Origin of the sequence: Cellulomonas sp. Leaf395, from assembly GCF_001424125.1 — a bacterium.
In the GTDB taxonomy this organism is placed as follows: Bacteria; Actinomycetota; Actinomycetes; order Actinomycetales; family Cellulomonadaceae; genus Cellulomonas.
The window spans coordinates 21,192-41,755 of record NZ_LMQI01000004.1 but is presented as its reverse complement, the minus strand read 5'-3'; the positions used below and the strand labels follow the sequence as shown (position 1 = coordinate 41,755).

21 protein-coding genes and 1 pseudogene are annotated in these 20,564 nt (G+C 72.0%); 12 read left to right on the top strand and 10 right to left on the bottom strand.

Annotated features, from left to right (window positions below; all coding sequences use genetic code 11):
- Positions 1 to 136: 136 nt before the first annotated feature.
- The 4 genes from ASG23_RS11400 to ASG23_RS11385 all read left to right on the top strand — a co-directional run bounded on the left by ASG23_RS11400 (position 137) and on the right by ASG23_RS11385 (position 3,036).
- Positions 137 to 670: a PadR family transcriptional regulator gene (locus ASG23_RS11400; RefSeq protein ID WP_056024781.1), complete on the top strand. Its 534-nt coding sequence runs from the start codon at positions 137 to 139 to the stop codon at positions 668 to 670.
- Between the two features lie 67 nt (positions 671 to 737).
- Entirely contained in the window at positions 738 to 1,586 is an 849-nt protein-coding gene (locus tag ASG23_RS11395) for a CPBP family intramembrane glutamic endopeptidase (protein WP_056024778.1), read from the top strand.
- A 79-nt stretch (positions 1,587 to 1,665) separates the two neighbouring features.
- Entirely contained in the window at positions 1,666 to 2,496 is an 831-nt protein-coding gene (locus ASG23_RS11390; RefSeq protein ID WP_056026181.1) for a class I SAM-dependent methyltransferase, read from the top strand.
- A 150-nt stretch (positions 2,497 to 2,646) separates the two neighbouring features.
- Entirely contained in the window at positions 2,647 to 3,036 is a 390-nt protein-coding gene (locus ASG23_RS11385) for a VOC family protein (RefSeq protein WP_056024775.1), read from the top strand.
- Between the two features lie 163 nt (positions 3,037 to 3,199).
- On the opposite strand, the gene ASG23_RS11380 is transcribed toward ASG23_RS11385, so the two are convergent.
- Positions 3,200 to 3,988, bottom strand: coding sequence for a DinB family protein (locus ASG23_RS11380; RefSeq protein ID WP_056024773.1), 789 nt, complete (start codon positions 3,986 to 3,988; stop codon positions 3,200 to 3,202).
- A gap of 36 nt (positions 3,989 to 4,024) precedes the next feature.
- Between ASG23_RS11380 and glsA the strand changes: the two genes are divergently transcribed.
- Positions 4,025 to 5,020 (top strand): glutaminase A, encoded by a 996-nt coding sequence (glsA, locus tag ASG23_RS11375; RefSeq protein WP_056024770.1) that lies wholly within the window; start codon positions 4,025 to 4,027, stop codon positions 5,018 to 5,020.
- Here the strand turns inward: glsA and ASG23_RS11370 are convergent.
- The gene (locus ASG23_RS11370; RefSeq protein ID WP_056024767.1) at positions 5,017 to 5,790 is read right to left on the bottom strand and encodes a class I SAM-dependent methyltransferase; all 774 of its coding nucleotides are present in this window, start codon (positions 5,788 to 5,790) and stop codon (positions 5,017 to 5,019) included. The genes glsA and ASG23_RS11370 overlap by 4 nt on opposite strands.
- Positions 5,791 to 5,943: 153 nt before the next feature.
- On the opposite strand from ASG23_RS11370, the gene ASG23_RS20140 reads away from it, so the two are divergent.
- Positions 5,944 to 6,450 carry a TM2 domain-containing protein gene (locus tag ASG23_RS20140; protein WP_056024764.1) on the top strand — a complete coding sequence of 169 codons (507 nt, stop codon included), beginning with the start codon at positions 5,944 to 5,946 and terminating at the stop codon, positions 6,448 to 6,450.
- A 54-nt stretch (positions 6,451 to 6,504) separates the two neighbouring features.
- On the opposite strand, the gene ASG23_RS11360 is transcribed toward ASG23_RS20140, so the two are convergent.
- Together ASG23_RS11360 and ASG23_RS11355 are read right to left on the bottom strand one after the other, a co-directional pair.
- Positions 6,505 to 7,746, bottom strand: coding sequence for a hypothetical protein (locus ASG23_RS11360; RefSeq protein ID WP_157465626.1), 1,242 nt, complete (start codon positions 7,744 to 7,746; stop codon positions 6,505 to 6,507).
- A 44-nt stretch (positions 7,747 to 7,790) separates the two neighbouring features.
- A complete protein-coding gene (locus tag ASG23_RS11355) occupies positions 7,791 to 9,065 on the bottom strand; it encodes a glycosyltransferase (protein ID WP_056024758.1) in 1,275 nt (424 codons plus the stop codon).
- A 77-nt stretch (positions 9,066 to 9,142) separates the two neighbouring features.
- Here ASG23_RS11355 and ASG23_RS11350 point away from each other — a divergent pair, with 77 nt between their 5' ends.
- On the top strand, positions 9,143 to 9,721 hold the full coding sequence (locus ASG23_RS11350) for a dihydrofolate reductase family protein (RefSeq protein ID WP_056026179.1): 579 nt from the start codon (positions 9,143 to 9,145) through the stop codon (positions 9,719 to 9,721).
- A 37-nt stretch (positions 9,722 to 9,758) separates the two neighbouring features.
- Positions 9,759 to 10,160 carry a RidA family protein gene (locus tag ASG23_RS11345; protein ID WP_056024755.1) on the top strand — a complete coding sequence of 134 codons (402 nt, stop codon included), beginning with the start codon at positions 9,759 to 9,761 and terminating at the stop codon, positions 10,158 to 10,160.
- Between the two features lie 6 nt (positions 10,161 to 10,166).
- Here ASG23_RS11345 and ASG23_RS11340 read toward each other — a convergent pair whose 3' ends face one another.
- The 3 genes and pseudogenes from ASG23_RS11340 to ASG23_RS19905 form a co-directional block, all read right to left on the bottom strand.
- Positions 10,167 to 10,562 carry an SRPBCC family protein gene (locus ASG23_RS11340; RefSeq protein WP_056024752.1) on the bottom strand — a complete coding sequence of 132 codons (396 nt, stop codon included), beginning with the start codon at positions 10,560 to 10,562 and terminating at the stop codon, positions 10,167 to 10,169.
- A gap of 105 nt (positions 10,563 to 10,667) precedes the next feature.
- Entirely contained in the window at positions 10,668 to 11,045 is a 378-nt protein-coding gene (locus ASG23_RS11335) for a DUF2255 family protein (protein ID WP_056024749.1), read from the bottom strand.
- Positions 11,046 to 11,404: 359 nt separating this feature from the next.
- A pseudogene (locus tag ASG23_RS19905) lies at positions 11,405 to 11,506 on the bottom strand (IMP dehydrogenase); the annotation flags it as partial.
- 156 nt (positions 11,507 to 11,662) lie between these two features.
- On the opposite strand from ASG23_RS19905, the gene ASG23_RS11325 reads away from it, so the two are divergent.
- Both ASG23_RS11325 and ASG23_RS11320 read left to right on the top strand, forming a co-directional pair.
- The gene (locus tag ASG23_RS11325; RefSeq protein ID WP_056024746.1) at positions 11,663 to 12,532 is read left to right on the top strand and encodes a helix-turn-helix transcriptional regulator; all 870 of its coding nucleotides are present in this window, start codon (positions 11,663 to 11,665) and stop codon (positions 12,530 to 12,532) included.
- A gap of 27 nt (positions 12,533 to 12,559) precedes the next feature.
- Complete coding sequence (locus tag ASG23_RS11320) at positions 12,560 to 13,546, top strand: aldo/keto reductase (protein WP_056024743.1); 987 nt, start codon at positions 12,560 to 12,562, stop codon at positions 13,544 to 13,546.
- Between the two features lie 74 nt (positions 13,547 to 13,620).
- On the opposite strand, the gene ASG23_RS11315 is transcribed toward ASG23_RS11320, so the two are convergent.
- Together ASG23_RS11315 and helR are read right to left on the bottom strand one after the other, a co-directional pair.
- Positions 13,621 to 15,114, bottom strand: coding sequence for a collagen-binding domain-containing protein (locus ASG23_RS11315; RefSeq protein WP_056024740.1), 1,494 nt, complete (start codon positions 15,112 to 15,114; stop codon positions 13,621 to 13,623).
- A 237-nt stretch (positions 15,115 to 15,351) separates the two neighbouring features.
- Positions 15,352 to 17,520: an RNA polymerase recycling motor ATPase HelR gene (helR, locus tag ASG23_RS11310; RefSeq protein ID WP_056024737.1), complete on the bottom strand. Its 2,169-nt coding sequence runs from the start codon at positions 17,518 to 17,520 to the stop codon at positions 15,352 to 15,354.
- A gap of 346 nt (positions 17,521 to 17,866) precedes the next feature.
- Between helR and ASG23_RS11305 the strand changes: the two genes are divergently transcribed.
- On the top strand, positions 17,867 to 18,295 hold the full coding sequence (locus ASG23_RS11305) for a CD225/dispanin family protein (protein ID WP_162242688.1): 429 nt from the start codon (positions 17,867 to 17,869) through the stop codon (positions 18,293 to 18,295).
- 9 nt (positions 18,296 to 18,304) lie between these two features.
- Here ASG23_RS11305 and ASG23_RS11300 read toward each other — a convergent pair whose 3' ends face one another.
- On the bottom strand, positions 18,305 to 19,525 hold the full coding sequence (locus tag ASG23_RS11300; RefSeq protein ID WP_056024731.1) for an MFS transporter: 1,221 nt from the start codon (positions 19,523 to 19,525) through the stop codon (positions 18,305 to 18,307).
- 163 nt (positions 19,526 to 19,688) lie between these two features.
- On the opposite strand from ASG23_RS11300, the gene map reads away from it, so the two are divergent.
- Positions 19,689 to 20,462: a type I methionyl aminopeptidase gene (map, locus tag ASG23_RS11295; protein ID WP_056024728.1), complete on the top strand. Its 774-nt coding sequence runs from the start codon at positions 19,689 to 19,691 to the stop codon at positions 20,460 to 20,462.
- Positions 20,463 to 20,564: the final 102 nt, after the last annotated feature.

Below are 20,564 nucleotides of genomic sequence, written 5' to 3'. Positions count from 1 at the left end.
TCACGTGACTCGTGGACATGGCGCCGGACCATGCCAGTGATGCCGGGGGGTGACAACAGTGAACAGAAAGTTTCCAGATGGTGAGACCGTCATATAGGACTTGTCGTATAGATGACACATCCTCTATGGTCGAGTCATGTCGCTGAAGCACGCCGTCCTCGGGTTCCTCTCGATCGCCCCGATGACGGGCTACGACCTGCGCAAGCACATGGAGGAGTCGGTCGCGCACTTCTGGCCCGCCGACCAGGCGCAGATCTACCGCACCCTGGGCCACCTGGCGGCGGACGACCTGGTCTCCGTGCGGACCATCCCGCAGGAGGGCAAGCCGGACCGGCGTGAGCACTCCATCACCGCCTCCGGGCTGGCGGAGCTCGACTCCTGGCTCTCGGCGCCGGTCGAGTACGTGCCGTCGCGGGAGGTGTTCCTGGTGCGGCTCTTCTTCGTCGGCCGGCTCGGCACCGACCGTGTCCGTGCGGTGCTCCAGGAGCGCGCCGAGGAGGCCCGCGAGCTCGCCGCCGTCCTGGAACAGACCCGGGACGGTGCGACCCAGGCGGTCGCGCACCCTGACCTCGAGGTGCGCCTGCGCCTCGCCACCCTCGCCAACGGGCTCGTGCACGCGCGCGCCGAGCTCGAGTGGGCCGAGGACCTGCTCGCACAGCTGACCGACTGACCGACCACCGCGAGAACCGACCGCCACCCGGCGGCCGGGCGATACCTCACGCCCGAAGGAGCTCAGCATGACCACCACCGACGCTGCACCCCGCACTCGCACCCACCGACCGGCGAGCCGTCGTGGCGTGCTGATCTACGCCGTCGGCGTCCTCGTCCTCGCCACGCTCGGCGGCCTGGTCATGGCATCGTCGGACGACCCCGGGACCAGCGCCGGCGCCCTGCTGTTCGTCCTGAGCCCCCTCCTCATGGCCGTCGGCCTGCGCACGATCGGGCGGGAGGGCTGGACCGACGCGGGACTGCGCCTCGGCCGCGAGCGCGGCTGGTACGCGGTGGCGCTGCTGCTCTTCCCCGTGCTCTTCCTCGTCCCGGTCGCGCTCGGCGTGCTCACCGGTGACGTCCACCTGGCGCCGGGAGCCGCCGAGCGGTTCGCCGTCCTGTTCGCCACGGGGCTCGCTGCCCGTCTGACGTTCGCGGCGTTCGAGGAGCTCGGCTGGCGGGGGTACCTGGAGCCCCGGCTCGCCGCGCTCGGCGTCCCCGCGCTGCGGCGGCACCTCGCGGTCGGCGGGCTGTGGGCCGTGTGGCACGTGCCGTACATCGTCGCGTACGGCGACGGCTACACCGAGGTCCCGCCGGCGCTCCAGATCCCCCTGTTCTCGGTCGCGGTCCTGGCGATGGCCGTCATCTGGGGCGTCGCCCGCGACCGCACCGGGAGCGTGTGGCCCGCGGTCCTCGGGCACGGCATGGCCAACGCCGTGGCGTGGCCACTGCTGGCCGCCGACGTGGTCGCAATCGACACCCCTCTCGTGTTCGGCGCACGGCCCGAGGGCCTCGTGATGCTGCCGCTCCTGGTGCTGACCGCGATCGTCGTCTACAGGCGCTGGGGGCGGGAGGCCGTCGGTACGGTCACCGCATGACCGAGTGCTCGTGACCGTGCTGGTCGTCGCGATCAACAATGCCTTCGTCCGACGACGATCGGCGCCCTACGTTGTCTCGATGGACGAGGCCCCGATCCACCACCACTACGACACCGCCTACGACGAGGACCAGCGCCTGCGCCAGGGCCTCGGCCGGCTGGAGCTCGCGCGGGTGCAGGAGATCGTCCGACGGCACGTGCCGCCCGCCGTTCGGGTTCTCGACGTCGGTGGGGCCACCGGCGTCCATGCCGAGTGGCTCCTCGACGACGGGCACACCGTGCACCTGGTCGACCTGCTGCCGAGCCATGTGAGTCGGGCCGACGCGCGTCTCGGCGGCCACGAGCGGTTCACCGCGACCGTCGGCGACGCCCGGGCGCTCCCGGTGCCCGACGCGTCCGTCGACGCCGTCCTCCTGCTGGGTCCGCTGTATCACCTGACCGACCGCGCCGACCGTCTGGCCGCCTGGCGGGAGGCGCTCCGGGTCGTCGTGCCCGGCGGTGTCGTCATCGCGATGGCGATCAACCGGTTCACGTCCCTGTTCGACGGGCTCGCGCAGTCCGCCCTGTTCGACCCCGCGTTCCGGGCCATCGTCGCGCAGGACCTGGCGACGGGGGTGCACGAGAACCCCACCGGCGACCCCCGATGGTTCACGACTGCCTACTTCCATCGGCCCGAGGAGCTCCCCGCGGAGGCGACCGAGGCCGGGCTCGTCGTGCGGGAGACCGTCGGCGTCGAGGGGATGGCCCACTGGATCAAGCCCCTGGCGTCCGCGCTCGACGACGACGACGACCGGCGCGAGGTGGTGCTCGACGCGGCTCGCGTGATCGAGGCGGAACCCACCCTGCTCGGCCTCAGCTCGCACCTGATCACCGTGGCCACCCGCCCCTCCGGAGCGCCTACCGCACCGTGATCGGCGGAGCGTGGTGACGGTGTGCCGGAGCCTTCGCAGGCATCGCCGAGTCGTTGTGGTCCCGGACAGGGCTTGCACCTCACGTGACGTGAGGGCCTAGCGTCGGGCGCAGCGGCGGCGACGGTGCGCCGCACGAGTCGAGGAGCGAGCATGACCAACCTGGTCCCGTACCTGACGGTCCACGACGCCACCGCAGCGATCGCGTTCTACGCCGCGGCGTTCGGCGCGCAGGAGAACACGCAGGAGTCGGAGCGCGATGAGACCGACGGCAAGATCGGCTTCGTCGCCCTCACGATCGGCAATGACCCGTTCTACCTGTCCGACGAGTTCCACGACTACGGCGCCTACGCCCCCGCGACGCTGGGGCACAGCACGTCGGCGCTCGTGCTCGGGGTGGAGGACGCTGACGCGGTCTACGCGGCCGCGCTCGCCGCCGGCGCGACCGCCGACCGGGAGCCGTCGGACCAGGGGGACGAGAAGCGCGGCTGGCTGGTGGACCCGTTCGGCCACCGCTGGGCCATCCACTCGCCGCAGCGCTGAGCGATGGCCGATGCCGGGTGGCGGGTGGGCGAGCTCGCCGACGTGTCCGGGCTGACCGTGCGGACCCTGCACCACTACGACGAGACCAGGTGCTCCGGATGGAGCGGCTGTTGCACCGGCTCACCGACGTCCCCGCCGAGGGCCCGCCGTGGCCGCGGCGTCATCACCGTGTTCTCGAACCGCGTGCTTCGAGCTGCGCCAGGTCGCGCTCCGCGTAGGTGCGGTGGCACCACTCCTCGTTGAGCACGATTCGCAGGCACAGGCTGACCGGGAACGTCTCGCCCTCGTCGGGCCACCCCGGCCCGACCAAAGGTTCCGTCCGGGTGTCGAGCTGGTCGTCGGTCAGCGCGTCGACCACCTGCCTGACCAGCGCCATCGCCTCGAGCCGCAGGGCGAGGGCCTCGTCGAGCGACGGCCGGGCGTCGCGGTCGCGCGGGACTCCCTCCCGGGGTCGCATCTCGTCCCACGGCAGAGACAGGGGGTGCCACGGCGTCGGGTCGCCCAGGATGGTCCGGCCGACCCACGACTCGCTGGCGAACGCCAGGTGGCGCAGGGTCTCGATGAACGACCACTCCTCGTCGACCGACTCGTGCAGCCGTTCCGGCGGTAGCCGTCGGGCGCGGTCCACCGTCGTGGCCCAGAGCCGCTCGTTCACGTCCCACGCCTGCCGGTACCCGTCGGCGGTGGTCGGCCGGAACAGCACCCGGTCCGGGTTCCGGCGGTCCAGCTCGGCCTCGACGAGCGGGCCGACGTCGACCCCGTTGATGACCAGCCCCTCGATGTCGCCGTCGATCGTCGTGTCCGAGATCTCCACGCCCCGCATGACGACGCCATGGAACCCGACCGCCCTGAACCGCGAGCCGGTGAGGTCCGCCATCGTGAACACCGCGCCGTGCAGGTCCGCGTCCTCGAACCGGGCGCCGCGCATGTCGGTCAGGTCGCCGCCGCTCATGTCGCCCAGGTTAGGACCGGCGTCCGACACACTGACGTGGTGAGCGACGACGTCAACGAACTCGACCTGATCTCCACCGGCTCGCTGCCCCGCGAGGAGCTGGTCGTCCAGCTGATGCAGGACGCGTACGACCGGTTCGTGGGGGTGGACGACGGCGCGGTCGCGGACTACATCCCGGCGCTCGCCGAGGCCGACCCGGCGCTCTTCGGTCTGAGCATCGTCTCGGTGACGGGCGCCTCCCACAGCGTCGGCGACGCCTTGCACGAGTTCTCGATCCAGTCCGTGTCCAAGGCGTTCGTGTTCGCGCTGGTGTGCGACGCGCTCGGCCCCGAGGCCGTGCTCCGGCAGGTCGGGGTGAACAACACCGGTCTCCCGTTCAACTCGGTGATGGCCCTGGAGCTCAACGGGGGCAGCCCGATGAACCCGCTGGTCAACGCCGGCGCCCTCGCCACCACGGCCCTCGTCCCGGGCTCGACCGCCGAGGACAAGTGGGCGTTCGTGCAGGCCGGCCTGTCGGCGTTCGCGGGCCGGCCCCTGGCGCTCGACGACGACGTGTACGCGTCGGAGGCGGCTCACAACCGCCGTAACCAGGCCATCGCCCGCCTGCTGGAGAGCTACGGCCGCATCGCCCACGACCCGCTCGAGACAACCGACGTCTACACGCGGCAGTGCTCCCTGCTCATCTCCGCGACGGACCTGGCCGTCATGGGCGCCACCTTGGCCGACGGCGGTGTCAACCCGGTCACCGCCGAGCGCGTCGTTGACGCGTCCGTCTGCCGGTACGTTCTCGCCGCGCTCGCCACCAGCGGCCTGTACGAACGCTCCGGCGAGTGGCTGTTCAGCATCGGGCTGCCCGGCAAGAGCGGGGTGTCCGGCGGGATCGTGACCGTCGCACCCGGCAAGGGGAGCCTCGCCACCTTCTCGCCGCGGCTCGACGCGGCCGGCAACAGCGTCCGTGGCGCGCGGGCCACCCGCTACCTGTCGGGCGCGCTGGGGCTGAACCTGTTCGCGTCCCGCCCGGAGGCGGGCTAGGCCACACGCTCCAGGCGGGCGCTCAGGTAGCGGAGCGTCCCGGCGGCGAAGCCCTCGGGGTTGCGGGTGCCTTCCAACCCGGCGAACGGGCGGAGCGCACGCTGGAACGGCCGGGGGATCCACTCGCGGACGAGCTCGGTCTTGCGCGCGTCGTCGAGCCGCAATGCGGAGAGGACCTCGGCGGTGATGTCGCGCTCCGCCACGGGCACCAGCCCGCTCGACGTGAGGTGCGTGCGGGTCGTCGCGACGTCGTCGGCACCCCGCAGGTCCGCCCACACGAACGACCCACCGGGTCGCAGGACGCGATACACCTCCGCGACGAACGTCTCCATCGACGCGTAGCAGTGCGACGACTCGACGTTCACGACGACGTCGAACGACGCGTCCGAGAACGGCAGCGCCTGCGCGTCCCCCTGCACGAACCGCAGCCCCGGGCCGGTGCGGTCGCGGCGGGACAGGGCGACCGCCGACGACGCGAAGTCGACCCCCGTCGTCGTGCTCGGGCCGAGCGACCGGCTGATCCACGACGCACCGCCGCCGCGGCCGGACCCGACCTCCAGCACGTCCGCACCGGTCACGTCGACGCCGTCGAGCACGTGCGCGTACAGCTGGATGCAGTACCGGTCGGGCTCGTCGGCGGGGTCCAGGGCCAGCGGCTTAGCCGCCGAGAGAGCGGCGTAGCCGTAGTTCATGAACGACCACTCGGGGCGTCGCACCCGCGAACCGAGCAGCTCGTACGTGGCTCGCCACACGAGCTGTCTCAGGCGCATCGCGCGAACGCTACAGCCGCCGGGTGCAGCCGTACAGGAACACCCGCAGGTGCTCGCAGCGGTCGGACCCTGGCTCGGCATGGCCGGGTTGGCCTCGCTGGCTTACGCTCGGACAATCCGCCGCAACCCGCGGCACGACCCACGGGAGTCCCCGTGACCGACACGATCGACCGCCCCCTGGTCCTCGACGACGACGTCTTCGAGCGCCCGGTGGTGACGCGGCGCCCTCTCCGGGCCCCCGATGCGCCGTACCAGCCCCTCTCGGCGACGGTCCGCTACCCCCTCGGTCCCGTGCCCGACCTCGAGGACGCCGTGCCGGACGCAGCGCCGGAGGCTGAGCCGGTCCGCACACCCCGTCGGTGGCCGTGGCAGGGCGTCCGCGTCAGCGTGCAGGTCCGACCGATCGTCTGGCACCGGTCCCGCGTCGTCGCCGGGCTGCTCGGTGTCTTCCTCGGAGCCTTCGGCCTGCACCGCATGTACATGGGCTACTGGCGTCGCGGTCTGACGATGCTGGCGATCACGGTGATCGGCGGGTTCTTCACGCTCGGCCTCGCTGCGCTCGCCATGGGACTGTGGGGGTTCACCGAGGGCTTGCTGGTCCTGTCCGTCCGCCGAGGCCGGTACGCCCGCGACGCCCACGGCAGGCCGCTGCGCGGCTGATCGACGAGACGTGTTCTCGTCCGGACGACGTCGCGAACGTTGCAGGTCAGTGCCCTACCCGGGTTGAGCCCCCGGGTCCAGGACCCGGCTCAGATCCTCGTAATCGGCGATCAGGGCCTCGACCCGCGTGCGCTCCACCGCAGCAGCTGCTTCGGCGGCCGTGAGCGCGGAGTCGCGCGCGGGCAGGGCGGCCTCGTCGCGAGCCAGCAGGGTGGCCGCCGTGGCGAGCGTCTGGTCCGCCGGAGCCATCGGCAGGACGGTGCCGTCCCACCACGTCCAGGACAGTCGCGTCCGCTGACGTTGCGAGGCCGGCATCGAGTCGACCTCCTCCACCTTGGACTGATACTCCCGGCGGTAGAAGTCCAGGGAATCGCGGTCGGCGGTGAGCTGAGCGCGCGCGCCGGCGTTGGCCTCCTCCTGGGCGACCAGCGCGTCGGACGCGGTCTGGGCCGCAGTCAGCATCTCGTCGAGCATCCCCGCCCACCCCGTGTGCACGGCCACGAGGGCGGCGCGGTCCGAGACGAACCGTGCGTACACCGCCTCGAGCTCCGGGTCGAGGCCACCGTCGCGCCACACCTGCGTGCCGATGTAGGCGAAGAGCTCGGTCGGTCGGTTCTCCGGGCGCGCGCCGACCGACTCGGCGATCTGCGTGTGGATGCGGTCGTCCGTCGGCACCGTCGACGCCACGGTCTCGAGCAGCGCCGACAGCCGAGCCTGCTCGGCGGGGTCGAGCCGACCCCACGCGGCATGCAGCGTCTCGTGCGCGATCGTCTCCACCAGGTACCCGCGGAGGCGCGCGTCCGCGGGTGCGTACGCGATGATCGCGTTCTCGACGCCGAGGTAGCAGCCCACAGCGCCGTCCGCGCGGACCGCCGGGAGCCCGACACCGGCGCACCGTCCGGCGAACTCCGCCGCGCCGAGGATCTCGGTCCGGGCGTCGAAGAGCAGCTCGCGGCCCTCGGGCGACAGGTGGGCGGCGTCCGCGAGCGCCCGGACCTCGGCGGTGGGCTCCGGCCGAGTCACCCGACCCAGAGCGGCGGGCAACGACGAGACGACGCCGTCGGGCAGACCCGGGGTGCCGCTCGTCAGCCACCACGACCCGGCCAGCAGGGCGGCGATGCCGACGGTGGCCCCGAGCCTGCGACGCCGACGTGGCCGCGGCTCCCACGTCGACGAGACCGAGGTGTCCGGACGCCACACCTGAGGGTCGACCGTGACGCCGGTCCGCTCGTCGACGACCCACTGGGGGACGCGGCCGGTGGGCGAACGCGGCAGGTCGTCGGGCAGGGGAGGCACCCAGTGACCATCGGACGTCGGAGGACCGAACTGGAGCGAGGCCATCACTCCAGGTGCGCTTCGAGCAGGTCAGCCGCCGCGCGCGTCCCGCCGAGGGAGCGGAGCTCCGCGCCCAGGCGGGCGGCCGTCGACCGGTAGCGCGGGTCGGCGACGACCGCACGGTACGCGTCGGCGATCGCCGCCGGGCGCGGGGTGCCCGTGCGCAGGTTGATCCCGGCGCCATGCCAGCCGATGCGCGCCGCGATCTCCGGCTTGTCCAGGTCGCCGCCCGCCACGATCAGGGGGATGTCGTGGCGCAGCGCCTGGAGCACCGCCCCGTAGCCGCCGTTGGTGATCATGACGGACACGCGCGGCAGCAGCTGCGGGTACGGGACCATCGGCGCGACGCGGGCGTTGGACGGCAGCGGTCCCGGCAGCGGGTCGGTGCGGTGGCCCAGCCCGACGACGACAAGCACGTCCTCGTCGGCCAGGGCCTCGAGCGTCGGCAGGATCAGGTCCTGGGCGTCGACGTTGGCCGTCCCCTGGGTCACGTGCACGACCGGGACGCGTGCCTTCTCGATGTCGGCCCACCACGGCGGCATCGCCGCGGGGCGGACCGGGGCGCCGTCGTCGGTGAGGTCCCCGACGAACCGGATGTGCGCCGGCAGGTCGTGGCGCGGGTAGTCGAGGCCGGGCGAGCCCGCCCCGACGACGAGCTGCGGCGAGTACCACATGGTCGCGAACGTCTCCCGGTCGCGTGCCAGCCCGACCTGCTCGCGGGTGCGCTGGTACATCCGCGTGAGCGCGACCATGCTCGCGTTCGCGCCCGCACCGAGCGCGGCGTTCCGGGCCTTGCCGACGAGCCCGCGTCCCGGCGTCAGCCCGAGTCCGGTCGGCGGGATGCCCTTGCCGGGCAGCCAGACCGCGATCGGGGAGACGGACGCCCAGCGCGTGCCCAGCCGCTCGGCGGCGAACCGGGTGCCCAACGCCATCGGGTCTCCGGCGATCAGGTCCCACGGCTCGTCCGCGGCGAGGGCGACCAGGTCGTCGCTCTGCGCGGGGGCGGTGCCGAGGAACAGGTCCTGGATGTTCACCAGCACCTGCCGGAACCCTTTCGCGTCCTGCATGCGCGGGAACGTGGCGGCCAGGTCACGCTCGTCGAAGTCGGGCGCGGACCGCCACGGCACGCCGCGCGCCCCGACCTCGTCGAACATCCCCGCGTACGACCTGCCCGTGTACACCCGCACGTCGTGTCCGCGGCGCACGAGCTCCGCGGACACCGCGCGGATCGGTCGGGCGTGGCCGGCGAACGGCATGCTCGTCAGCAAGATCGACGCCATTCGCCGAGTATCCCGTCAGTGCGCCCCGGCCGACGCGGACTCCCCCGCGAACCCGTCGAGTGGCATCGTGGATCGACATGGCAGTGATCCTCGACATCACCATCTCCCTCGACGGCTTCGTCACCGCCGGGCCGGGCGAGGGGCTCGGCGCGCTGCACGAGTGGGCGATCGGCGACGGCCGCACCCCGGAGGACGTCCAGAAGCTCGCCGCGCTCACCGACGCCACCGGGGCGGTCGTGATGGGCCGCCACACGTTCGACGTGGTCGACGGCCCGGACGGCTGGAACGACGACATCCACTACGGCGCCGACCAGGGTGACGTCCCGCCGCCGTGCTTCGTCGTCACCCACCACGCCCCCGACCACGTCCGGCTCACCGACCGGATGACGATCGTGACGACGGGCCTGCGGGACGCCCTCGACCAGGCGACCGCCGCCGCGGGCGACAAGGACGTGTTCATCATGGGCGGCGGCGAGCTCGGCGGGTCGGCCCTCCGCGACGGCGTCGTCGACCGGCTCCACCTGCACGTCGCCCCGTTGCTGCTCGGTTCCGGCACACCGCTCTTCGAGGGGTCGAGGGTGGAGCTCCGGCTCGACGAGGGCGCCACGGTCGTCACCAGCAACGCCGCGCACCTGTTCTACGACGTCGTCCGGTGACACCCGGTTGTCAGAGGTCTGTGGAACGGTGGGAATCATGGAGATCACCCGTCTGCAACCGGCCGGTCTCGTGCAGAGCCCGGCGTTCAGCCATGTCGCCGTCGTGCCCGCGGGTGCGACGACCATCTACGTCGGCGGCCAGAACGGCGTCGACGACACGGGCAAGGTCGTCTCCGACGACGCCGCGGAGCAGTCCGTCCGCGCGATCGACAACGTGAGCACCGCGCTCGAGGCGGCGGGGGCAACCCTCGCCGACGTCGTGCAGTGGACGGTGTTCATCTCCGCCGACGTCGACCTCGCCGCCGCCTACGGAGCGATCGCCCCGCGGCTCGCCGGCCCCGGGGCACCGCCCCTGGTGACCGCCGCCGTCGTGGCGGGACTGGGTGTGCCGGGTGCGGTCATCGAGGTCAGCGCGATCGCGGCGGTCCTGCCGGACTGACCGCTCTCAGTCGCCCTCGAGGAGCCGCTTGAGGAGGGCCAGGTCGCCGGTCACGAGAGCCGCGTCCCGCTCGAGGTCGGCGTCGGTCATCCCCGGCGCGCGGCGCAGCGTGAAGACGACCTCGCACCCGTCGCCGTCGGCGACCGCCCGAAGCGGGATGTAGACCGTCTCTCCCGACGGCGGCCGCACCACGTGGTCCAGGACGCCGTACTCGTTCTGCGGGGCGAACGTCAGGCCGACCCGGCCCTGCGAGGTCTCGACGAACCAGCCGTCGCCGTCGCGCTCGACCGCGCTGCCCAGACCGGGCGCCCAGCGTGGGAGGTTCGTCGGGTCCGAGGCGAACGCGTACACCTCGGACAAGGGCCGGTCGATGGACACGCTCAGGTGCCGGGACTCCGTCATCCAGCGATGGTGCCACCTCTTGTAGCGCCAACGAGGCCACCCGTGGCGACTGCTACGCGGTAGCCCCCGTCGCACGTTGTGCAGCGGGGGCTCCTGACCGGCTCCTCAGTCCTGAGGGACGAGCCGGAGCGTCACGGCGACGACCTGCGGCCCGACCACGGTGTTCACGATCCCCGGCCCGTACCGGTCGTATTTCGCGTGGTAGGCGGCGTCGATCGCGGCGTGCACGTCCGGCGCCGGGGCGACGAACGCGACGTCCTGCTCGATGCCGGCGACCTTGATCCGACCCCTGCCGGACGTCTGGGCACGGCGGAACCACCCGTTGCCCGGGCCGTAGGCGGAACGGATGTAGACGTCGTCGCCGACGCGCACCACCCAGATGATGACGAACGGCCGCAGGGTGCCGTCGGGCCGGTACGACGACACACGCAGCTCGTCGGCCGTGCCGATCCGGGTCAGGGCGTCGGCAGTCCACGCGCTCATCGGCCGGCCTCCTCGTGGGTGACCGCCTCGGCCCACGTGGTCTCGGACCCGTCGCGGGTGCCGACGCGGGCGACGCCCTGCGTCACCCGCAGGGACTGACCCACGGCGTGCGAGTGCCAGAACGTGCGGGCGCCCGGAGCGAACCGGACGAGGTTGACCCGCAGGCGCGAGGGTGCCGGCGGGGCCGCGATGACGTCGAACCAGACGTCACCGGTGAACCACACGGCGGGCGCCTTGGTGGTCGGGGGTGCGGTGGTCAGCTCCATGGTGTTCTCCTTCAGCTGCTGATGGGTCCGAGCGTTGGGCCAACAGTCGGCTCCCGCGCGTCGAACGGCGCGGGATCGCCGTCGGCGGTCGTCGGCGCGGACCGGTGCGGGTCCGCCGGTGAGCGTGACGTCCTTGCCGAAGAGCGAGCCGAACCCGACGGGCGCGTCCTCGTACTGCGGCACCCCGGGTCGGGTCGGGGACGTGCTCGACGCGCACGTCGCCAGCGCCGTACATGAGGGTTGCTCGCATGCCTCGATGCAACCCCGCGCCCGGCGATCGCGGAAGTCCCTGGCGTCACAGGTACCCGCAGGACCTCCCACCCCCGCGGGAGCCGTCGTACGGTCGACGACATGGACAACCGCGACGAGGTACGGGACTTCCTCGCCTCGCGCCGCGCGAAGATCACGCCGGCGCAGGCCGGGCTCACCGCGTACGGCGCCAACCGACGAGTGCCCGGGCTGCGGCGCGAGGAGGTCGCGATGCTCGCCGGCGTCTCGTCCGACTACTACGTCCGGCTGGAGCGCGGGAACCTCGCCGGCGCGTCGGAGGAGATCCTCGAGGCGATCGCCGGCGCGCTGCAGCTCGACGAGGCCGAGCGCCAGCACCTGTTCGACCTGGCCCGCGCCGCCGGGTCTCGCCCGGCCCGCGCTCGCCGGCGGCACGCTCCGTCGGTGCCGACCAGCGTGCAGGTGATGCTCGACGCCATGACGGGCGCGCCCGCCGCGGTCCGCAACGACCGGCTCGACATCCTCGCGACGAACGCTCTCGGCCGCGCCCTCTACGCGCCGCTCTTCACCGGACCGTCGGCCCGCGACGGTCTCCCGGCCAATCACGCACGGTTCGCGTTCCTCGACCCGGCGGCCCACGACTTCTGGGTCGACTGGGACAAGGCGGCCAACGACACGGTCGGCGTCCTACGCACAGTGGCGGGCAAGGCGCCGCACGACAAGGACCTGCACGACCTCGTCGGCGAGCTGTCCACCCGCAGCGAGGAGTTCCGGTCCCGGTGGGCCCGGCACGACGTGCACCAGCACCGCGGCGGCGCCAAGCAGATCAACCACCCCGTCGTGGGCCGCCTCGACCTCATGTACGACATGCTCCCCATCGCCCAGGCACCCGGCCTGTCGATGCTCGTCTACACCGCCGCGCCCGGCACGCCGTCCGCGGACGCCCTGCAGGTCCTGGCCAGCTGGGCGGCAACCGCCGTCGCCACGGCCTGACGCACACAACCCTCTGGAGGCTTTGCCATGCACACACGCACCCTCGGACAAGGGCTCGAGGTCTCGGCTGTCGGTCTCGGCGCCATGGGCATGTCCATGAGCTACGGCCCCAACCCGGGCTCGCGCGACGACATGATCGCCGTGCTGCGCGGCGCGGTCGACCTCGGCGTCACGTTCGTCGACACCGCGGAGGTCTACGGCCCGTACGTGAACGAGGAGCTCGTCGGCGAGGCCCTGGCACCCGTGCGGGACCAGGTGGTCGTCGCGACGAAGTTCGGCTGGAACATCGTCGACGGTCGCATGCAGGGCACCGACAGCCGGCCCGAGCAGATCCGTCGGGTCGCCGACGCGTCCCTGCAGCGGCTGCGCACCGACGTGATCGACCTCTTCTACCAGCACCGCGTCGACCCGGCCGTCCCCATCGAGGACGTCGCCGGGACGGTCGGGGAGCTCGTCGCCGCCGGGAAGGTGCGCCACTTCGGGCTCTCCGAGGCGGGCGCCGCCACCATCCGTCGCGCCCACGCCGTGCACCCGGTGACCGCCGTGCAGTCCGAGTACTCGCTGTGGACCCGCGACCCCGAGCCTGAGGTGCTGCCCACGCTCGCCGAGCTGGGCATCGGGTTCGTGCCGTTCAGCCCGCTGGGCAAGGGATTCCTCACCGGGACCGTCGACGCGTCGACCACCTTCGCCGAGGGCGACATCCGGAATCGCGTGCCCCGGTTCACCGCCGAGAACCGCGATGCCAACGCTGCGCTCGTCGAGCACGTCCGAGCCCTCTCCGACGCCCACGGGGCGACGCCGGGGCAGGTCGCCCTCGCGTGGCTGCTCGCGCAGCAGCCCTGGATCGTGCCGATCCCCGGCACCCGTCGCCTGGAGCGCGTCCGGGAGAACGCCGACGCGACGACCGTGGCCCTCTCCGCCGACGAGCGCGCCGAGCTCGACGGCCTGGCCGCGACGGTCGGCGTGGCGGGCAATCGCTACGACGACAACGGGATGGCGATGGTCGGCCTCTAGTGAGGCAGCGGACGTCGACGACGGACCGCATGACGTGGGGAGCTGACCCCCGAGCCGTCAGAGGGCCGTGACCTTCAACGTGTCCGGGTACGACGACGGCGCACCGCGAGCAGGGTGGCACCCGCCAGGATGACGAGCGCGGCGATGCCGGCACTGCGCGGTGCGTCGATGCCCGTCACGGCGAGGGCATCGTCGGCAGCGGGGTCGCTGCCGCTCGGGTCGTCGAGGACGTCGGCCGCGGCGGTCCCGGTCGGCGTGCCTGTCGCCGACACACTCGAGTCCGGCGTGCTCATCGCTGTCGCACTCGGGTCCGCCGCGCTCATCGCCGTCTCACTCGGATCGGGCGTGCTCGTCGCCGACCCACTCGGGTCCGGCGTGCCCGTCGCCGACCCACTCGGATCCGGCGAGCTCGTGGCCGTTCCGGTCGAGGACGGCTCGAACGACAAGCTGGCGTCGAAGCCGAAGTGGTGAATCTCCCCGGTGTTGAAGAGCTCGAGCGTCTTGGCGACGATCTGCCCCTCGAGCAACGTCTTGCCTGTGATGTCCGCGCGCAGCGTGCCGTGAGGCGCGAGCCAGCTACCAGGCACGATCCCGCTGCTCGTGACGTTCAGCGTCGAGTCGGCCGGCTGGTCCACGTTCCAGAGGAGGTACCGGGCGTAGATGTCGACCCCGCCGGTCTGGAACCCGTCGAACCGCGTTGGCAGGCGCAGGGTGTCGCCACCCTTGGCCGTGACCTGGAAGACCACGGGCGTGGTGGCGGACGGAAGGACCGATCCGAACTGGACGTACCAGTCACCCGTCGGAATCACGGAAGGATCGATCTTCACGACATTCGTGAACCCGGCCTTGAGATTGAGGGCCGCGTTGTTGCCGGAGAAGACCAGAGCGGTCTCGAACGTGTTGGCCAGCTCACCCGCGGTGATCGCACGGTTGCGCGCTGTGAGGTCGGCGATCGCCGTCGCGGGGACCAGCCGGTTGAATGCCGTGGCGTCCTGGACCGAGCCGGTGCTCTGCTTGACGACGGACTGCTCGATCATGGCCCCGTTGCCCTCGTTGCAGTCCGTGAACGGCTTCGCCTGGACGCACACCCCAGCGCCGCGCCCCGCCACGCTGTCGCCGGAGGTGTTGCCGATGCGGATCTGTCCCATGCGGGCGGGAGTGGTCTCGTTCGCTCCGCCGGACGACACCCGAACCATCTGATTCGTCGATGCGGCACGATCCAGTGCACCGCCCACGACGAGGCGCACCGGCACAGTGTCGAGCGTCGGCAGGTCGTAATTCGGATCGCCCGCGGACTTGTGGATGATGTTGTACGGGCTGGGGCTCTTGACCACGAGGTTGCCGCCGACCGCCACCGACCCCTCGAGCTCGTGGTTGGCCAGGGTGGTGTTCCCGAACGAGACGGTGGTGAATCCGCCGGCGCCCGCGAGCGGGTTCACCGCGACCGGCGCTGCCGCCACCGGTCCAGCTGTCGCCCCGACCACGGCAACGACGGCGACCGTCGCGGCCGCGAGTACTGCTGCGGCCCGACGGGCGCGGTGACGGGTGGAGTGGGGCGCGAGCGACATAGGGAAACCTCTGTGAGCGGTGGTCACCACGACCGTCGCGGGACCTTCGCACTATCGGACGCGCGCCTGTGCGGCTGACCACGTGCAGGAGAGATCGGCCGTCTTTGTGCCGCTTCGCGCACAGGAGTGTGACGAAGATCGCCCGAGGCAGGAATCAGACGTGCGGGCGCGAACGACCACGAATCAGGACGCCACACGCTCCATCGCCACGGTCACGGCGCATGTCCGGCCGTGTCCTCACCCAGTCCCCGACGGTCCGGCCGCAGCGGTCGTGAGGACGACGAGCTGCTGGGTGGCCCGAGTCATCGCGACGTAGCGGTCGACGGCGCCCTCGATGCCGGCGCCGAACGACTCGGGGTCGACCAGGATGACGAGGTCGAACTCGAGACCCTTCGCCAGCTCCGGGGTCAGCGACCGGACCCGTGACGTCCCTGGGAACGTGGGGTCGCCGATCACGCAGGCCACACCAGCGGCGTGCTCGGCGAGCCACGCGTCGAGCATCGCGCTCAGGTCGGAGGCCTGTCCGTGCGCGACGGGGACGCCGGTACTCCGGACCGACGTCGGCACGTTGGCGTCGGGGAGCGCCGCCCGGATCACCGGCTCGGCCTCCGCCATGACCTCCTGCGGCGTCCGGTAGTTGATGCTCAGCGACGCCAGCTCCACCTGGTGCAGCCCGACCCGCTCCAGCCGCTCGCGCCACGACTCCCCGAACCCGTGCCGAGCCTGTGCGCGGTCGCCGACGACGGTGAGGCTCCGCGACGGGCAGCGGCGCAGCAGCATCTGCCACTCCGCGTCGGTCAGCTCCTGGGCCTCGTCCACGACGACGTGCGCGAACGGGCCGGCGAGCGCGTCAGGATCGGCGGTCGGGAGCGCGGACTCGTCGACGAGCTTGTCACGCATGTCGTCCCCGCGGAGCATCTTCATGATGCCCAGCTCGGAGTCGTCGGTGGCGATGAGGTCGTCGACGATCGTGTCCATGTACGCGCGCTCGGCGGCGAGGGTGGCTTCGTGCCGACGCCGGCGCCGGGACGCCTCGGGGTCGCCGAGCCGCTGCCGGGCGGCGTCGAGGAGCGGCAGGTCGGAGACGGTCCACGCCTCGGCGTCGGCGCGCTGCAGCGCCCGGATCTCGTCGACCGTGAGCCCGGGGTGGCACAGATGCAGATACGCGGGGACTGTCCACAGATCACCGACGAGGTCGGTCGGCTCCAGCAACGGCCACGCGCGGTTGAGGGTCGCGTTCAGGTCCCTGTTGCCCAGCAGCGCGCGCCGGACCTGGTCCCGCTCCACGTCGTCATCGTCGTCGACCTTGTCCACCAGGATCTCGAGGAGGGCATCCCGGACCTGGTCCCGTGCCTCGTTGTGCGGCGTCCCCCGTTCAGGTGCCTCGAACGCCTCCGCCCAGTCCTCCGCGCTGACCCACACGTCGAACCAGGACGTCTCGACCTCCATCCCTTCCTTCGGCGGCTTCTCGTAGAACCGGACGGCCGGCTCGATAGCGCGGACCATCTCGACGGACGCCTTGAGCCGAGCCACCTCCCGGTCGGGCTCGACCGATGCCGCCGCACCCTCGGCGACGAGGTCCCGCAGCGTGCACGTCTGGACGCCCTCCTCGCCGAGGCTCGGCAGGACGTCGCCGACGTAGTCGAGGTACGGCTGGTGCGGGCCGACGAACAGCACGCCGCCGCGGCGATGACCGAGGCGCGGGTCGGAGTAGAGGAGGTACGCGGTGCGGTGCAGCGCGACCACGGTCTTGCCGGTGCCCGGACCGCCGTCGACGACGAGCGCGCCGGCGGATCCCGCGCGGATGATCGCGTCCTGGTCGGCCTGGATGGTGCCCAGCACGTCCCGCATCCGCTCGGACCGCTGCGAGCCGAGGCTCGCGATGAACGCGGACTGGTCGTCGAGCGCGGCGCTGCTGCGCAGGCCCTCCGCGGTGAACACCTCGTCCCAGTAGTCGCTGACCCGGCCTCCCGTCCACCGGTACCGGCGCCTGCTCACCAGTCCCATCGGGCTCGCGTGGGTCGCCCCGAAGAACGGCTCCGCCGCGGGCGAGCGCCAGTCCAGCAGCAGCCGACGGCCGGCGCTGTCCGTCAGACCGAGCCGCCCGACGTAGACCGTCTCGCCGTCGGAACCGACGGTGCGCCCGAGGCAGAGGCCGAAGCGCCGCAGCGTCCGCAACCGCGCAGTGAGCCGGTGGATCTCCTGGTCACGCTCCAGCGCCAGCGTGCCGCTGCGCCCGGGAGCCTTGCGCACCGCGTCGAGCCGGCCGGACAGCTCTGCGATCGACTGCTCGAGGCTCGCCGCGATGGCGGCGAAGTGCTGCTCGTCGGGCCCGGTCGACGCCGGGTCGGCCTTGGCGGCGAGGTTGGCAGGAAGGTCGAACGCACTGGTGGTCACGGGGGTCACGTCGTCATCAGCTCCGGGGGTCACCTGCCCCGGGGCATGACGCGGGGCACGGTCGGAGATTCTGCGCCGCGACGGGGGCCTTGCCGCAAGACCCCCTGTCGGCTATACCTTGAATGTAGGCGGGCACGGACATCCGATGCCCGCCTTTTCGCGTGCCCGGCGACTCACCGGCGTCGGCCCCATCACCCCCGGGATCAGAGCGCTCGCAACGTGAACCACTGGCAGCGCGAGGGATCGGGCGTCAACAACGTTTCGTCTCCGAGACTGACGACGGGACGTACTCAAAGGCCGTTCCCAGGCAAGCGACCTACCGTGGGCCTGACCAGCCGACATGTCCGGAGGAATTATGGCAACCGAGCCCATCCCCAGCGCCGCTCCTGACCCGACGCCCCCGCCCCCGCCACTCACGAACCAGCCTCCGCCGCCGCCCCTTGTCCCCACTCCCACGGCCCCCGTCGGCTGGGTCATCGCCGCGATGATCCTGTTCTGGCCGACCGGGATCCCCGCGCTCCTCGCCTCGCACCGAGCGGCACGCGCCATCGGCGCCGCCGACGTCATGACGGCCGACCGGGAGGCCTCGAACGCGCGCCGGTGGGGCATCATCAGCGTCATCGTCGGCGCCGCGCTGATCGTGCTGTCGATCCTCATCTCGATCGCCTGGGCCTTCCTGGCCGTCGTCGCGTTCCACGACAGCGACGGCTACTGGGGGAACGACATGCCACGCTGGAGCGACGAGCGGTCCTACGGACCAGGGATGCCGGACAACGACCAGTAGGGCGTGACCTCACGCCGTCCCCTCTGCGCGCTCCCACGCCGTGAAGAGACCCAGCTGCGCCACGCACATCGCCGCCGTAACCGCGAACAGCCCGCCGGCCACGGCGAAGGGGACGAGGTAGCCGAAGGCCGACGCGAGCAACCCGCCGACGATGGCACCGACCGTCAGACCGACCAGGCCCAGCAACCGGCTCACCGACCCGACGCGCCCCATCATCGACGCCGGCGTCGCCTGCTGACGCACGGACGCGGCCATGACGTTCCACACCACCGCGTGCGCGATGTAGAGGGCGAGCGCGACCGCCACGACGGCGAGGTTCGTCGTCAGCGACACCACGCCGAACGCCAGCGCGCCGACGCCGAGTGCCGACACGATGGTCCAGCCGTAGCCGATCCGGCGGCGCAGCCGGGAGGCGACGGCGGCACCGAGCAGTCCTCCGAGCGCCGTGAAGGAGAGCAGCAGACCGTAGCCCGTCGGGCCGAGGCCGAGCTCGTCGCGGGCGTAGAGGACGAGGTAGGAGAACGGGATCATGTAGGCGACGCTCGCGAGGGCGCCCACGACGACGAGCAGCCGCACGACCCGGTGGTGCCACGTCCACACGGCCCCGGAACGGATAGCCGCGAGCACGCCGACCGGCGACTCTGCGCCGTCGCCGCCAGGAACGACGTACGTGCCCCGCAGTCGCCAGAAGGCGAAGCCTGCCACGAGGTAGGCCACCGCCGTGAGCGCGGATGGTGCGAACGCGGCGCCCACGAACAGGACACCACCGAGCGGGGGGCCCACGAACTCGTCGACGACCGTCTGCGTGGCGGCGACCTGCGAGTTCGCCCGGTCGAGACCCCGTGCCTCGACCGCCTGCGGGAGGACGGCGAACGCGGCACCGTCGGAGAGCGTCTCGAGGACTCCCATGACGGCGTACACGACGTACAGGACGGCGAGCGGGGTGGTACCCGTCAGGACGAGCGCGGCGAGGGCGGCGAACAGGGCCGCGCGGGAGACGTTCGCGAGGATGAGCAACCGGCGCCTGTCCACACGATCGATCAGCACGCCGATCCCGAGCACCGACAGCACGCGCGGAGCGGAGTACGCGATGGCCAGGCCCGCGATCGCGAGCGGACTCTGGGTCAGCGTCGCCGCCAGGAGCGGGAGTGCGACGAACGTGATCCCGTCGGCGAGGTTCGAGGACGCGTTGCCGAACCAGATCCGGCGGTACTCGCTCCCGAGCGTCACCTGCGCAGCAGATCCGCGACGACCAGCTCCGGGTCGGACGTCGTCACCGCTGCCTCCGCTCGCCCTGCTCTCACCACTTGCCGGCTGCGATCCTGCCAGGTAGCCGACGCACGGACGGCTGTTCGACACCGTCAGGCCGCACCTCAGGTGAGAAGGTCGGCTGATGATCGAGATCCTGAGCCCCGCTGAGCTGGCCCGAGCACGCGAGACCGGCGCCTTGGTCGCTCACATCCTCCAGACGCTCACGAGCCGCGCCACGGTCGGCACCAACCTCCTGGACGTCGACCGGTGGGCCAAGGCGATGATCCTCGAGGCCGGGGCGGTGTCCTGCTACGTCGACTACGAGCCGTCGTTCGGACGCGGGCCGTTCGGGCACTACGTCTGCACGTCCGTCAACGACGCCGTGCTGCACGGACGCCCTCACGACTACACGCTCGCCGACGGCGACCTGCTGACCCTGGACCTCGCCGTCATCACCGGCGGGATCGCCGCCGACTCCGCCGTCAGCTTCCTCGTGGGCTCCTCACGCCCGCCGGAGAGCGTCGCGCTGATCGACGCGACCGAGCGCGCCCTGAGCGCCGCGATCGCCGTCGCCGGACCCGGGGCCCGCATCGGCGACCTCTCCCACGCCATCGGCTCCGTGCTCGGCGAGGCGGGGTACCCGATCAACACGCAGTTCGGCGGGCATGGGATCGGGTCGACGATGCACCAGGACCCCCACGTGACCAACACCGGGCGGCCCGGCCGCGGGTACACGCTGCGCCCCGGGTTGCTGCTCGCTCTGGAGCCGTGGGTCATGGCCGACACCGCCGAGCTGGTCACCGACGCCGACGGGTGGACGCTCCGCAGCGCGACGGGCTGCCGGACCGCGCACAGCGAGCACACGATCGCGATCACCGACGACGGAGCCGAGGTCCTGACGCTGACGAGCGTCTAGCTGTCCTGCCTCCTGCCCCGATAAACGCCCTCCACTTGTCGGCGAGGTTCACTTGAGTGAACTCTGCTGGTTGCGGGACTTCGCCTCTCGAGCCGCGGATCG